The sequence below is a fragment of the Glaesserella parasuis genome (assembly GCF_017352235.1).
GTDB classification, from domain to species: Bacteria; Pseudomonadota; Gammaproteobacteria; order Enterobacterales; family Pasteurellaceae; genus Glaesserella; species Glaesserella parasuis.
This window is the reverse complement of record NZ_CP071487.1, coordinates 1,822,501-1,836,321: the sequence shown is the minus strand read 5'-3', so window position 1 is coordinate 1,836,321 and position 13,821 is coordinate 1,822,501. Positions and strand designations below refer to the sequence as shown.

At 38.6% G+C, this 13,821-nt stretch carries 11 protein-coding genes, 1 rRNA gene and 1 pseudogene (1 of these 13 only partly in view); 10 read left to right on the top strand and 3 right to left on the bottom strand.

Features of this window, described 5'->3' with window-relative positions:
- The first annotated feature begins 343 nt into the window (after nucleotides 1–343).
- The 4 genes from tkt to rfbB all read left to right on the top strand — a co-directional run bounded on the left by tkt (nucleotide 344) and on the right by rfbB (nucleotide 5,119).
- Nucleotides 344–2,350, top strand: a complete 2,007-nt coding sequence (gene tkt / locus J1G47_RS09355) for a transketolase (protein WP_207326597.1) — start codon at nucleotides 344–346, stop codon at nucleotides 2,348–2,350.
- 73 nt (nucleotides 2,351–2,423) lie between these two features.
- Nucleotides 2,424–3,464 carry a glycosyltransferase family 9 protein gene (locus J1G47_RS09350; RefSeq protein WP_207326596.1) on the top strand — a complete coding sequence of 347 codons (1,041 nt, stop codon included), beginning with the start codon at nucleotides 2,424–2,426 and terminating at the stop codon, nucleotides 3,462–3,464.
- A gap of 104 nt (nucleotides 3,465–3,568) precedes the next feature.
- The gene (locus J1G47_RS09345; protein ID WP_010786375.1) at nucleotides 3,569–3,997 is read left to right on the top strand and encodes a pyridoxamine 5'-phosphate oxidase family protein; all 429 of its coding nucleotides are present in this window, start codon (nucleotides 3,569–3,571) and stop codon (nucleotides 3,995–3,997) included.
- A gap of 66 nt (nucleotides 3,998–4,063) precedes the next feature.
- Nucleotides 4,064–5,119, top strand: a complete 1,056-nt coding sequence (rfbB, locus tag J1G47_RS09340; protein WP_005713372.1) for a dTDP-glucose 4,6-dehydratase — start codon at nucleotides 4,064–4,066, stop codon at nucleotides 5,117–5,119.
- A gap of 143 nt (nucleotides 5,120–5,262) precedes the next feature.
- Here rfbB and J1G47_RS09335 read toward each other — a convergent pair whose 3' ends face one another.
- Nucleotides 5,263–6,141 carry a TIGR01777 family oxidoreductase gene (locus tag J1G47_RS09335; protein ID WP_075605715.1) on the bottom strand — a complete coding sequence of 293 codons (879 nt, stop codon included), beginning with the start codon at nucleotides 6,139–6,141 and terminating at the stop codon, nucleotides 5,263–5,265.
- Nucleotides 6,141–6,602: a transcriptional regulator ArgR gene (argR, locus tag J1G47_RS09330; protein WP_005713376.1), complete on the bottom strand. Its 462-nt coding sequence runs from the start codon at nucleotides 6,600–6,602 to the stop codon at nucleotides 6,141–6,143. The genes J1G47_RS09335 and argR overlap by 1 nt, the downstream gene beginning before the upstream one ends.
- Before the next feature lie 201 nt (nucleotides 6,603–6,803).
- Between argR and mdh the strand changes: the two genes are divergently transcribed.
- From mdh to trxB, 3 genes are all read left to right on the top strand, one after another.
- Complete coding sequence (gene mdh / locus J1G47_RS09325; RefSeq protein ID WP_075592505.1) at nucleotides 6,804–7,748, top strand: malate dehydrogenase; 945 nt, start codon at nucleotides 6,804–6,806, stop codon at nucleotides 7,746–7,748.
- Nucleotides 7,749–7,836: 88 nt separating this feature from the next.
- A complete protein-coding gene (locus tag J1G47_RS09320; protein WP_010786377.1) occupies nucleotides 7,837–8,685 on the top strand; it encodes a co-chaperone YbbN in 849 nt (282 codons plus the stop codon).
- 38 nt (nucleotides 8,686–8,723) lie between these two features.
- Complete coding sequence (gene trxB / locus J1G47_RS09315; RefSeq protein ID WP_010786378.1) at nucleotides 8,724–9,674, top strand: thioredoxin-disulfide reductase; 951 nt, start codon at nucleotides 8,724–8,726, stop codon at nucleotides 9,672–9,674.
- A 211-nt stretch (nucleotides 9,675–9,885) separates the two neighbouring features.
- On the opposite strand, the gene J1G47_RS09310 is transcribed toward trxB, so the two are convergent.
- Nucleotides 9,886–10,644 (bottom strand): glycosyltransferase family 2 protein, encoded by a 759-nt coding sequence (locus J1G47_RS09310; protein WP_010786379.1) that lies wholly within the window; start codon nucleotides 10,642–10,644, stop codon nucleotides 9,886–9,888.
- Nucleotides 10,645–10,763: 119 nt separating this feature from the next.
- On the opposite strand from J1G47_RS09310, the gene yhbY reads away from it, so the two are divergent.
- The 3 genes and pseudogenes from yhbY to J1G47_RS09295 form a co-directional block, all read left to right on the top strand.
- Nucleotides 10,764–11,078, top strand: coding sequence for a ribosome assembly RNA-binding protein YhbY (gene yhbY, locus J1G47_RS09305; protein ID WP_010786380.1), 315 nt, complete (start codon nucleotides 10,764–10,766; stop codon nucleotides 11,076–11,078).
- Between the two features lie 82 nt (nucleotides 11,079–11,160).
- Nucleotides 11,161–12,715: pseudogene (locus J1G47_RS09300) on the top strand (SulP family inorganic anion transporter).
- A 348-nt stretch (nucleotides 12,716–13,063) separates the two neighbouring features.
- A 16S ribosomal RNA gene (locus tag J1G47_RS09295) occupies nucleotides 13,064–13,821 on the top strand; it runs 785 nt beyond the window's last position.

Here is a 13,821-nt window from a genome sequence, read left to right as displayed (position 1 = left end):
TTCGCTTTGTTTTGTTGATTGCAGGGAAAAAGGAGGATTGGCTATTTATTTAAAAATAATTTTTTAGATTTAGCGATCCTAAAATTGTTTGCTGTACACTAGCAGTTTGAGCACATTATTGTATAGCTTCATATTGAGCTTCAAATATCGTAAACGTTTGCTTAAGATCCAATTTTCATTATTTGATCTTGATCACATTTTTTATGTGAGATTTTCCGCAAGTTATTCTAAAAATAGTGTAAACTTATCAAGTTTTTCAGGTGATGATATAGGGTGATTTTAATCATCGATTAGTCGTCTAAACACTATTCATTTTTATATTGATTAATTTTAGGAGTCGAAAATGGCAGAACGTAGAGAACTTGCAAATGCTATCCGTTTTTTAAGTATGGACGCAGTGCAAAAAGCAAATTCAGGTCACCCTGGTGCGCCAATGGGTATGGCGGATGTTGCGGAAGTGTTATGGCGTGATTTTTTATCACACAACCCAACCAATCCAGCTTGGGCAAACCGTGACCGCTTCATACTTTCTAACGGACACGGCTCAATGTTGATTTATAGCCTTTTACATTTAACAGGCTACGATCTTTCAATTGAAGATTTAAAACAGTTTCGTCAATTACACTCTAAAACACCAGGCCACCCAGAATATGGCTATGCACCAGGCGTTGAAACCACAACAGGTCCGTTAGGTCAAGGGATTACTAATGCAGTAGGTATGGCGATTGCGGAAAAAACCTTAGCGGCACAGTTTAACCGTGAAGGTCACGAGATTGTAAACCACTACACCTATGCGTTCTTAGGTGACGGCTGTTTAATGGAGGGGATCTCACACGAGGCTTGCTCATTAGCAGGAACTTTAGGCTTAGGAAAATTAATTGCTTTCTACGATGACAACAATATTTCGATTGATGGTCACGTTGATGGCTGGTTCTCTGACGATACTGCAATGCGTTTTGAGTCTTACGGTTGGCAAGTTATCCGCAATGTTGATGGACACAATGCGGAACAAATTAAATTTGCAATTGAAAATGCGAAAGCAGAAAAAGATCGCCCAACCTTAATTATCTGTAAAACCATTATCGGTTATGGCTCACCAAACAAATGTAACTCGCACGATTGTCACGGTGCGCCATTAGGTGATGCAGAAATTGCGGCTGCGCGTGAATACTTAAAATGGGAACACGCACCTTTTGTTATTCCAGCTGAAATCTATGCAGAATGGGACGCAAAAGCAAAAGGCTTGCTCGCAGAGAAAGAGTGGAATGCAAAATTTGCAGCTTATGCAACCGCTTACCCAGAGCTTGCCACTGAATTTAAACGCCGTGTTGCAGGTGAATTACCAGCAAATTGGGCGGCAGAATCACAAGCATTCATTGAAAAATTACAAGCAAACCCAGCAAATATTGCAAGCCGTAAAGCGTCGCAAAATGCGATTGAAGCCTATGCACACATTCTTCCTGAATTTTTAGGCGGCTCGGCAGACTTAGCAAGTTCAAACTTAACTTTATGGTCTGGCTCAAAACCAATCCGTGCAGATTACAATGTTGATGGCAACTATATCAACTACGGTGTGCGTGAGTTTGGCATGTCAGCGATTATGAACGGTATTGCTTTACACGGTGGCTTTATTCCATACGGTGCAACCTTCTTAATGTTTATGGAATATGCACACAATGCGGTGCGTATGGCGGCATTAATGAAACAACGTTCATTATTTGTTTACACCCACGACTCTATCGGCTTAGGTGAAGATGGCCCAACTCACCAACCAGTTGAACAAACTGCGGCATTACGTTTAATTCCAAATCTTCAAACGTGGCGACCGTGTGACCAAGTGGAATCTGCGGTAGCGTGGAAAGCGGCTGTTGAACGTAAAGATGGCCCAAGTGCATTAATTTTCACTCGTCAAAACCTAGCTCAAATGGAACGTACTCCAGAACAACTTGCCAACGTGGCTCGCGGTGGTTATATCCTACGTCAATGCTGTGAAAAAGGCGATTGCCCAGATTTAATCTTAATTGCAACAGGTTCAGAAGTTGAATTAGCGATGAAAGCAGCTGAGGTATTAAGTGCAGAAGGGCATAAAGTTCGTGTGGTTTCAATGCCAAGCACTAACGTGTTTGACGCACAAGATGAAGCTTATCGTGAATCGGTATTACCAAGCTCAGTGACCAAACGTGTGGCGATTGAAGCAGGTATTTCAGATTTCTGGTATAAATATGTTGGCTTTGGCGGCCGCATTGTTGGTATGAATAGCTTCGGAGAGTCGGCACCAGCAAGTGAATTATTCAAACTCTTCGGCTTTACCGTAGATAACGTGGTAGCGAAGGCGAAAGAGATTTTGTAATTACATAGAATGTGGCAAAATAAGGGGATTTTATATCCCCTTATTTTTTAGTTTCTATTTGGGAAATCAGAAAATGAATAAAATTCTTGTTATTCGTAACGATAAAATTGGCGATTTTATGTTGGCTTGGGCGGCATTTGCGATGTTAAAAAAATCAATGCCGAATTGCCAAATTATTGCCCTTGTTCCTAAATATACAGCGCCATTAGCGGAAATCTGCCCTTATTTAGATGGTATTATTTTGGATAGTTCAGATAAACAAAATAAAGCTGAAAATGATCGTGTATTACAAGCGGTAAGATCTGAGCAATTTGATGCAGTGATTAGTTTTGTGTCGGATTGGTATAACGCCAAATTGGTTTGGAAAAGCCGTATTGTCTACCGTTTAGCACCCGCAACGAAACTCTTTCAATTTTTATATAATCACCGTTTAACCCAGCGTCGCTCTCGTTCTGAAAAAGCAGAGTATGAATATAATGTAGACTTAGTGCGTTATTTTTTGAAAGATAATCAAATTACAGCGGTAGAGCCGACGACACCTTACTTATCTTTTGATAATGCTTGTCTGAGTACGCAAAAAAGCAAATTAATGGAACTATTAAAGTTAGATGGCAATAAAAAATGGCTTTTTGTACATAGTAGTACAGGAGGATCTGCGACGAATTTATCTTTGAATCAATATGCGGAGTTAATTTTAGGGATTTTAGCGAAATTTGATTGCCAAGTGATTTTAACCGCAGGGCCTAATGAAAGCGAAACTGCTAAAGCATTGCAACAGTTAGTAAATCATAAGAATGTGGTGATTTATGATAAAAATGATGGATTAGTCGATTTTGCCAAATCGTTAGCCTGTGCTGATCTCTTTATTGCAGGTTCGACAGGGCCTTTACACATTTGTGGGGCATTAAATATTACAACGGTAGGTTTTTACCCAAGTCGTTTATCTGCCATTCCACGCCGTTGGAAGCCGTTAAATGATGCCGATAAACATATCGCATTTTGTCCGCCATCTGATAAGGCTTCGCAAAAAAATTTAACCTTAATTCCGATGGATAAAGCATTAACGGAGATTCTGCCGTTTATGAGACAAATCATGGATAATAAAAAATTATAGGATAGTAAGTAGTAATATGTTTTAGTTATTACTAGTAATTAAATGTTATTAATATAGTATTTTTTATTGTTACAATCTATCTACTTTTGAATTAGAGAGGCTACATGCAAAAAAGAATTTTTAATTTTATCCAGAAAAAATATTTATGTACTATAAGTTGTGCAAAGAATAATATTCCTTGGTCTAATGCATTTTATTATGTATTTGATGAAGATAATCTGCGTTTAATTTTTGTGACGAGTTTAACGACTTATCATAGTCAAGTGATGTTAGAGAATCCTAATATTTCTGGTACAATCTTTGTACCAACGCGTTTTCATCCCTCTTTACAAGGTGTTCAATTTACAGGTAAAGCAAGAAAATTAGAGGGGGATGAAAAAAATATTGCTAGAGAATTATATAAAAAAGAATATTCACATGAACTTATTGATAAATTGTCTATTTGGGAAGCAAAATTAGAGTATGCTAGATTAATTGATAATTCATTAGGATTATTTAGTGTAATAGAATGGAATGGGGAAGAATATTTCTAATATATAGTTTTATACTTTCAACATCATAGATTCTTTTGAGAAATAAATTTATTAGAACATAACAGTATGAATATAAAAATTCTTATTACTGGTGGTGCAGGTTTTATTGGATCTGCAATGATTAGGTATATTATTAATAATACTCAAGACTTAGTAATTAATATAGATAAATTAACTTATGCAGGTAATTTAAGCTCATTAGAGGAGATTTCTAATAGTTCTCGTTATGCATTTAAACAAATAGATATTTGCGATAAAATAGCCTTAGAGCAGATATTTAATGAATATCAGCCAGACATAGTAATGCATTTAGCTGCAGAAAGCCATGTAGATCGTTCTATTAAGAATTCGGAAGTATTTATTAAGACTAATATTTGGGGAACTTATACTTTATTAGAAGTAGCTCGTAAATATTGGAATGATTTGCCAGAGGAAAAAAAATCTATATTTCGTTTCCATCATATTTCTACTGACGAGGTTTATGGTGATTTAGGAACAAGTGAGAGGCAGTTTACAGAAATCATGCCTTATGCTCCTTCTAACCCCTATTCGGCATCAAAAGCCGCAAGCGATCATTTAGTGCATGCTTGGAGGCGTACTTATGGGGTACCAACTATCGTAACAAATTGCTCAAATAATTATGGTCCCTTTCATTTTCCTGAAAAATTGATTCCATTGATCATCTTGAATGCAATAGAAGGAAAGAAATTACCAATCTATGGTAATGGGTTACAAGTTCGTGATTGGTTATTTGTTGAAGATCATGTGAGAGCTTTATATAAGGTAATTAAAGAAGGTAGAGTGGGAGAAAGTTATAATATTGGTGGTGATAGTACAAAAAGTAATCTGGAGGTGGTTTATGCTATTTGTGAAATATTAGAAGAACTACTTCCACATAAGCCAAAAGGGGTACAGAAATATAAAGATCTAATTTCTTATGTACCGGATCGTCTAGGGCATGATACTCGTTATGCTATTGATTCAACTAAAATTCGCGAAGAATTAGATTGGAAACCTCAAGAAACTTTTGAAAGTGGAATTCGTAAGACAGTAGAGTGGTATTTAAATAATCAAAAATGGTGGAAAAGCATAAGAAAAAATAATTTTTCGTATTCTTGTTAAACAAAATAGATATTCATTCCTTAGCAACATTCTGAATGATTAAACTTAAGAATACCTTTGGTTATTTTATCGCTGTAGAGTGAATTTGCTAATTACTATTTTAACAAAAGTTATTGAATTTTATCTTCTTTCAAATACTTATGTTATAAATAAGTAAGCCTATCTATTAGTGGATCTTTAAATATAAACCCTGCAGATTGTAATTTGTGAGGCACAAGCGGTTGATTATCTAACAACAATTGCGAACGTTCACCTAATAACCATTTTAAGATCCATTCAGGCACAGCAAAAAAGGCTGGGCGTTTAAAATGTCGAGCAAGTTTTTGATTGAACGCAGAATTAGTCAGTAGCTCCGGCGACACCAAATTAAAAGCACCACTACATTCGAAATGATTGAGTAGAAATAAAATTGCCCGAATTTCATCATTTAGCGAAATCCAAGCCCAGTGCTGTTTACCGGATCCTAGCTTTCCCCCTAAACCGAAACGATAAAGCGGTAACATTTTTTGTAATGCACCGCCTGTTTTGTCTAATACAATGCCCGTGCGGATAAGACAAACTCTTGTCTTATTACTCTGAGCTTGTAAGGCGGTCTTTTCCCATTGAAAACAGAGCTGAGCAGGAAAAGCTGTACCACAAGCGGTTTGTTCATCGTAATGTTTTCCTTCCGCCAAATTGCCATAAAAACCCGTTGCCGATCCCGAAATAAAGGTGTGAGGAGGCGTATCGCTCGCTTGAATTAGCTCGACTAAACGTTGTGTTATACTAAGACGACTTTGTATTAATTTTTGTTTCTGTGCTGTAGTCCAAGCTTTGTCAAAAATCGACTCGCCAGCAAGATTGATCACCGCATCGAATGTATTTAAATGCTGGAAAGCGGTAAGATCTTGGCAAAAACTTACCGCTTGTTGATTAGGTAACCTTTGGCGAGTCAGTACGGTTAGCTGATGTCCTTGCTTAATTAAAGCCTGACAAAGTGCCTTGCCTATAAAGCCTGTTCCGCCGGTAATCAGTATGTTCATTAGAGTGAGCTATCAAAAAGTTCAGTAATGGTTGCAATTAATGTTGAAATAGAGGTATCACGAGTTGGGGTAATGAAAATCGTATCATCGCCGGCGATAGTTCCAAGTATGCCTTCTGCTTTTCCCATTGAGTCCAGTAATCGAGCGATCAACTGTGCGGCACCAGGACTTGTACGAACAACAATCAAACTTTCATTATGGTCGATATCGATCACTAAATTTCTTAGTGGGCTTGACGTGGTTGGAATACCGAGTTCTGCTGGTAAGTGATAAACCATTTCCATTTTTGTATTTCGGGTACGGACTGCCCCAAATTTACTCAACATTCGGGATACTTTTGATTGATTGATATGCTCAAATCCCATTTCTTGCAGAGCAGTGACAATTTCGCTTTGTGAACCAAATTTTTCTTCTCGTAATAATGATTTAAAAGCTTCGTTGAGAGAGTCGAGTTTTTCCACTTGTTATCCTTTTATTTTTATGCAATTACAGTCGTAAATATGCAGAATTGTTGCCTATTTATTCACGGAAATCAATCTAAACTCACTTTTTTTCTCGAAAATTTGCGGTAAGTCTCAAAATTGTATTTTGGTATTTGAAAGTTACTATGAATTTACATACACTTTCGCTATTAAATTTACATAACCTATGAGGAGAAACTTATGAAAGTTGCAGTATTAGGCGCAGCAGGCGGTATCGGTCAAGCATTAGCTTTATTATTAAAGTTACAACTTCCAGCTGGCACAAACCTCGCACTTTATGATATTGCCCCTGTTACCCCAGGTGTTGCAGTTGATGTGAGCCATATTCCAACGGCTGTAAAAGTAGTTGGCTATGCAGGCGAAGATCCAACACCAGCTTTAGAAGGTGCAAATTTAGTTTTAATTTCTGCAGGTGTGGCTCGTAAACCAGGTATGGATCGTTCTGATCTGTTCAATATCAATGCAGGTATTGTGCGTAACTTAATTGAAAAAGTCGCAACGGTTTGTCCGACGGCTTGTGTGGGAATTATTACTAACCCAGTAAATACCACAGTAGCTATTGCTGCAGAAGTCTTGAAAAAAGCTGGCGTTTACGATAAACGTAAATTATTCGGTGTGACATCACTCGATGTATTACGTTCAGAAACCTTTGTGGCTGAATTAAAAGGCAAAGATGTCAATGATGTAAAAGTACCTGTTATTGGTGGTCACTCAGGCGTAACCATCCTACCACTACTTTCTCAAGCATTTGAAGAAGATAAAATTGACTTTACTGCAGAAGAAGTTGCAGCATTAACCAAACGTATTCAAAATGCTGGTACGGAAGTGGTGGAAGCTAAAGCAGGTGGCGGATCAGCGACTTTATCTATGGCTCAAGCGGCTGCTCGCTTTGCTCGTTCTGTGTTAAAAGGCTTAACGGGTGAGCAGGTTGTTGAATACGCTTATGTCGAAGGCAATGGTGAGTATGCTCGTTTCTTCGCACAACCAGTTTGTTTAGGCTTAAATGGTGTAGAAGAGTTGTTACCTATCGGTACTTTAAGTGCTTATGAGGAAGCAGCTGTTCAAGCGATGATCCCAACCTTAAAAGCAGATATTGAGTTAGGCGAAAAATTTGTAAACGGTTAGTCTTGAATTTATCGTAAAATCACGCCATGATACAAGGGCTGGAAACTTCAGTTTTCAGCCTTTTTATATACTACTATGGTGTACTAATATGGATTATCTTATTAACGTCAATAACACTAATTTTAGTGAAGTTATTAAAGCTGCAGCAGAAGTCCCTGTCGTTTTTCATTTTATTTCTCCCCGTGAGCCTCGTTCACTTGAGGTGGAGGCTTGTTTTCGTCGTTTAAACGATGAATATTCAAAACAATTTCTCCTTGCCATCGTCAACTGTGATGAATACCCAATGATTGCCGCACAATTTCGCATACAAGCGGTGCCTACAAGTTATTTCTTTGCAAATGGGCAACCTGTTGATGTGATTGAGGGTGAGATAAATGAACAAGAATTGCGAGTTCGTCTAAGCAACATTTTACCCAAAGAGGAAGAACTTCAATTCGCTCAGGCACTTGAATTTCTAGAAGCAGAACAGTATGAACTTGCGTTACCGTTATTAAAAAATGCTTGGGAACTGACGCATAAGAAAAACAGTGATTTTGCGTTACTCTATGCGGAAACCTATATTACAATGAAGCAAGTTGAACCAGCTAAAGCAATCTTGATGCAAATTCCAATTCAAGATAGAGATAGCCGTTGGCAAGGTTTGCAAGATCAAATTCTATTACTAGAACAAGCGGCTAATTCCCCAGAAATTCAACAACTCCAAGCTGATTATACTAAGACTAAAAGTCCTGAGATTGCCGTAAAATTGGCAAATCAGTTACATCAAGTTGGTAGGAATGAAGAAGCTCTAGAATTATTATATGATTGGTTGAAACATGACCTTTCAGCAGGTAATGGAGAAATTAAAAAGCAATTTCTCGCTATTTTATCTGCAATGGGGAATGTCGCTCCTCTTGTTCCTAAATATCGCAGACAACTTTACTCTTTATTGTATTAGTTTTAGTAAGTGATTTTTCATATATTTAGGAGAACAAAATGGCAACAAAACACGCAAAATTATTGATTTTAGGTTCTGGCCCTGCTGGTTACACAGCGGCAGTTTATGCGGCTCGTGCAAATTTAAACCCAGTATTAGTAACGGGAATGCAACAGGGCGGACAGCTCACTACAACTACAGAGATTGAAAACTGGCCTGGGGAATTTGGCGATATTACAGGTTCAGAGTTGATGAACAAAATGCAAAAGCACGCTGAGAAGTTCAACACTGAAATTATTTTTGACCATATCAACAGCGTCGATCTTTCACAACGCCCATTCACCTTAAAAGGCGACTTTAATACCTTTACCTGTGATGCGTTAATTATCGCTACAGGTGCATCAGCGAAATACTTAGGCTTGCCTTCTGAAGAGGCTTATAAAGGTCGAGGCGTTTCGGCTTGTGCAACCTGTGATGGTTTCTTTTATCGTAATAAGCCAGTAGCAGTAATTGGCGGCGGAAATACGGCTGTGGAAGAAGCGTTATATCTTTCAAATGTAGCCTCTGTGGTACATCTAGTCCATCGCCGAGATACTTTTCGCAGTGAAAAGATTTTAATTGACCGCTTGATGAAAAAAGTCGAAGAAGGCAAGGTGATTTTGCACACCCACAGTGTTTTAGATGAAGTGTTAGGCGATAATATGGGCGTAACTGGAGTGCGTTTAAAATGTACTCAAACAGGTAATGAAGAACAGATTACGCTTGACGGCGTATTTGTCGCGATCGGGCATTCACCAAATACGGAAATTTTTAAAGATCAACTAGAGCTTAACAATGGTTATATTGTGGTTAAGTCAGGTTTAGATGGCAATGCAACCGCAACAAGCGTTGCAGGTGTATTCGCCGCTGGTGATGTGATGGATCATAACTACCGCCAAGCGATTACTTCAGCTGGAACAGGCTGTATGGCAGCGCTTGATGCGGAGCATTTTTTGGAATATTGCTCATAACTTTTGATATAGTAGACAAAATAGTTGCTAATGTTTGTTTTCTTTAAATATTAGCAACCTTGTCTATTACATCTAGATCGTTTGTTCCCAGTATTTTCCTCATTGTAGGGAGCAATATTTCAGTCACAATTATTTGTTGTGCTCAATTTTATTAAGATAAGAATATGTGTTAAGAGGCAGAAAAGTAAAGTGGGTAGAATCCTTCAGTTGATTATTTCTGATATTTATTCCACAAATCAGCATACTTCACAAAAGTAGAATGTGCCGACAGAACGGCAAGTAAAAAACCTTGCTTACCATCAAGAAAACCTGCTTTTAAAATATACATTTTTACAAAACAGCCGACAGCGTGGGTAACACCTTGGAATAAAGTTGCTTTTTTGCCAGCTTTGGCTCTTTGCTCTGACCAAGCCTTAGCGTAACTTGCTGATTTTACTAGATAATGGTGAATATCTTTATAAGTAAAATGCAATAAATCGCCTTTAAGTTTAGCGACTTTGGCTTCTTTTGGATAATGGACTTTTTCGTGAACAAGTTCATCGCCGTATTGAGCAAAATCCGTACGGTAAAGTCTCACTACATAATCAGGATACCACCCTGAATGGCGAATTTGCCTGCCAAAAACTTCACTTAAACGGGGGATTTGATAAACCGTGTTTGGTTCATTACTACTTACCGCTTGTTGTATGCTCTGTTTTAATTCTGGGGTGACACGTTCGTCGGCATCCAGCCAGAGGACGTAATCGCTGGTGACATATTGTTGAGCGAGTTGGCGTTGTTTACCGAAGCCTTGCCAATTGGTGTTTTCATAGAATTTTGCTCCGTATTGTAAGGCGATTTCTTTGGTATTGTCGCTACTTCCAGAGTCTAGAATGATGATTTCATCCACCCAACCTTTGATAGTTTCTAAACATTGGGCAAGATCTTGCGATTCGTTTTTGACGATCATTGCGACGCTAATCGTTGGCATAGGTTATCCTTTTTGAAATTAAGTCAGTTTCGCCTATTTTAGCATATCTTTAGCTTTAAAATTTATTCTGAATATGCTATTTTCTACGCCGATTTTTTTAGCATAGAAAGGCAATTTTAATGTCAGTAAATTTAACAACAAAACAGAAACAATTTTTAAAGGGGCTTGCCCATCATTTAAGTCCAGTCGTGATGCTTGGTGGTAATGGTTTAACCGAAGGGGTGTTAGCCGAGATCGAAAATGCGTTAGATCACCACGAGTTAATTAAAGTGAAGATCGCAGGGGCTGATCGTGAGATGAAGCAGTTGATTATTGATGCGATTGTACGTGAAACCAAAGCGGTGCAAGTGCAGACCATTGGGCATATTTTAGTGCTTTATCGTCAAAGTGAAGAGAAGAAAATCAGCTTGCCAAAGATAGCTAGGAGCATTTAATCAAATCTTCAGGAATAGATGTTTGTAAGCACAGTGATATATTCATAGGGACAGAGAAATTAGTTAATACTTAGAATGTTGTATGAATAATGAACAAAATATAAGCCTGTTACTCAAACAAAATTTTGCATCAGGATTAGTCGTTTTTCTTGTCGCATTGCCTTTGTGCTTAGGTATTGCCCTTGCATCAGGAGCGCCACCTTTAGCGGGGATTTTATCTGGGGTTATTGGAAGTGTCATCGTTGGCGCATTAAGTTCTTCTCATATTAGTGTTTCTGGACCTGCAGCGGGGTTAGCAGCGATTGTATTAGCAGCGATGACAGAATTGGGGGCTTTCGAGTTATTTTTATGTTCTGGTGTAATTGCTGGTGCACTGCAATTGCTTCTGGGTTTTCTTCGAGCTGGGAGTATCTCAAACTATATACCTATTTCTGTGATTGAAGGAATGCTGGCAGGGATCGGTGTGATTATTATCCTTAAACAGTTACCTTATGCTCTTGGTAGTGATGATACATTAATTGAAATTGTTCATTCTACTGGACGGGTTCATTTAGGGTCTTTGGTTGTTGCAGTAGTTGCGCTTATTATTATGATTGGTTGGGAACAGCAACCTCGATTACGTCAACTCAAATTACTCCCTTCTGCTTTAGTTGCCGTTATTGTGGGGATTTTACTTAACCAGCTTTTCATATGGTTCAACAGCCCGCTTGCAATTCCAACAAATCAATTAGTTCAACTACCAGTATTAAGCTCTTTAGATGAAGTAAGTTCCTTAATTCGCTTTCCTAGCTTAGAGGGTTTCAATAATAGCATAGTCTGGATTACAGGGGGAACTATTGCAGTAGTTGCCTCTGTGGAAACATTACTTTCAATTGAGGCTGCAGATCGTTTAGATGTTCGCCGTCGAATTACGGATAATAATCATGAGTTACGAGTACAAGGTTTTGCTAATATATTAACCTCTTCGATAGGAGGTTTACCTATGACATCGGTCATTGTGCGTTCTTCTGCTAATGCAAATGCAGGAGCGACTCATAAAACATCTGCGGTATTTCATGGTGTTTTGTTGCTTATGTGTATTAACTATTCCAAGTGTGCTCAACCAGATTCCCCTTGCAACGCTAGCGGCAGTATTAATATTGATTGGATATAAATTGACACATCCTAAGCATTATAAACCTTTTTGGTGTAAGGGGAGTTATCAATTTATTCCTTTCGTTGCAACAATGGTTTCTGTTGTTTTCCTTGATTTGCTGAAAGGGGTAGGGATTGGCTTAGTGATTAGTATTCTATTCATTCTGTATGGAAATATGAAAAGAGCTTATTACTTGAGCCGTGAAGAATTAGCTGATGCGGATAAGATTATACTTGAGCTAGGTGGAAAAGTCTCTTTTTTGAATAAGGCAGCGATTAAGAAAACTTTAAAAAATATTCAACCTAATTCAAAAGTTACAATTAATGCCAAGCGGGCTTTATATATTGCAAGTGATGTATTGGAATTACTTGAGGACTTTACCAATGTATATGCTCAAGAAAATAATATTCAGGTTAAATTGCGTGGTTTTAAATATGACTATGAACATCAGGAAGGGAGAGAGCATACACATATTCGAGTTGAGCATCGAAGCTGGATTTAGCCATAAAGGAGTGATAGAGGAAATATAGACCTTAGTTCTTATTTTGAGCAATTAATGTTTTTTTCTGTAAAAATTATAAAAAGTACTTGCGTTGGATTTGAATTTCTCTATAATGCACACCACACAACGACGCACTGTTGTGAAGTAGTTAAATTTAACAGTGCGTCGTTCTTTTTTGCTCTTTAACAACTTATCAGACAATCTGTGTGGGCACTTGTTGATTGACTTTGTTTAAATATATTTTTTTAATTTTGAAGTCTTAATAGGTGCTTAAACTAGAAATTCATTTTTACTTAAAAGTAATATGTAAACTTTAGCTAAGCAGTTTATTGAGCGATTGAACTTTTTAAATTGAAGAGTTTGATCATGGCTCAGATTGAACGCTGGCGGCAGGCTTAACACATGCAAGTCGAACGGTAGCAGGGAGGAAGCTTGCTTTCTTTGCTGACGAGTGGCGGACGGGTGAGTAATGCTTGGGGATCTGGCTTATGGAGGGGGATAACGACGGGAAACTGTCGCTAATACCGCGTAATGTCTAAGGACTAGAGGGTGGGACTTTCGGGCCACCTGCCATAAGATGAGCCCAAGTGGGATTAGGTAGTTGGTGGGGTAAAGGCCTACCAAGCCGACGATCTCTAGCTGGTCTGAGAGGATGACCAGCCACACTGGAACTGAGACACGGTCCAGACTCCTACGGGAGGCAGCAGTGGGGAATATTGCACAATGGGGGGAACCCTGATGCAGCCATGCCGCGTGAATGAAGAAGGCCTTCGGGTTGTAAAGTTCTTTCGGTGATGAGGAAGGGTGATGTTTTAATAGAGCATTACATTGACGTTAGTCACAGAAGAAGCACCGGCTAACTCCGTGCCAGCAGCCGCGGTAATACGGAGGGTGCGAGCGTTAATCGGAATGACTGGGCGTAAAGGGCACGCAGGCGGTGACTTAAGTGAGATGTGAAAGCCCCGAGCTTAACTTGGGAATTGCATTTCATACTGGGTGGCTAGAGTATTTTAGGGAGGGGTAGAATTCCACGTGTAGCGGTGAAATGCGTAGAGATGTGGAGGAATACCGAAGGCGAAGGCAGCCCCTTGGGAAAATACTGACGC

What these genes read in the sequence shown, in the direction of transcription:
- J1G47_RS09345 (WP_010786375.1), top strand. Translation starts at nt 3,569, where the DNA reads ATGCAAAAAAGAATTTTTAATTTTATCCAGAAAAAATATTTATGTACT.
- tkt (WP_207326597.1), top strand. Translation starts at nt 344, where the DNA reads ATGGCAGAACGTAGAGAACTTGCAAATGCTATCCGTTTTTTAAGTATG.
- mdh (WP_075592505.1), top strand. Translation starts at nt 6,804, where the DNA reads ATGAAAGTTGCAGTATTAGGCGCAGCAGGCGGTATCGGTCAAGCATTA.
- yhbY (WP_010786380.1), top strand. Translation starts at nt 10,764, where the DNA reads ATGTCAGTAAATTTAACAACAAAACAGAAACAATTTTTAAAGGGGCTT.
- J1G47_RS09335 (WP_075605715.1), bottom strand. Translation starts at nt 6,141, where the DNA reads ATGAACATACTGATTACCGGCGGAACAGGCTTTATAGGCAAGGCACTT.
- J1G47_RS09320 (WP_010786377.1), top strand. Translation starts at nt 7,837, where the DNA reads ATGGATTATCTTATTAACGTCAATAACACTAATTTTAGTGAAGTTATT.
- rfbB (WP_005713372.1), top strand. Translation starts at nt 4,064, where the DNA reads ATGAATATAAAAATTCTTATTACTGGTGGTGCAGGTTTTATTGGATCT.
- J1G47_RS09310 (WP_010786379.1), bottom strand. Translation starts at nt 10,644, where the DNA reads ATGCCAACGATTAGCGTCGCAATGATCGTCAAAAACGAATCGCAAGAT.
- J1G47_RS09350 (WP_207326596.1), top strand. Translation starts at nt 2,424, where the DNA reads ATGAATAAAATTCTTGTTATTCGTAACGATAAAATTGGCGATTTTATG.
- trxB (WP_010786378.1), top strand. Translation starts at nt 8,724, where the DNA reads ATGGCAACAAAACACGCAAAATTATTGATTTTAGGTTCTGGCCCTGCT.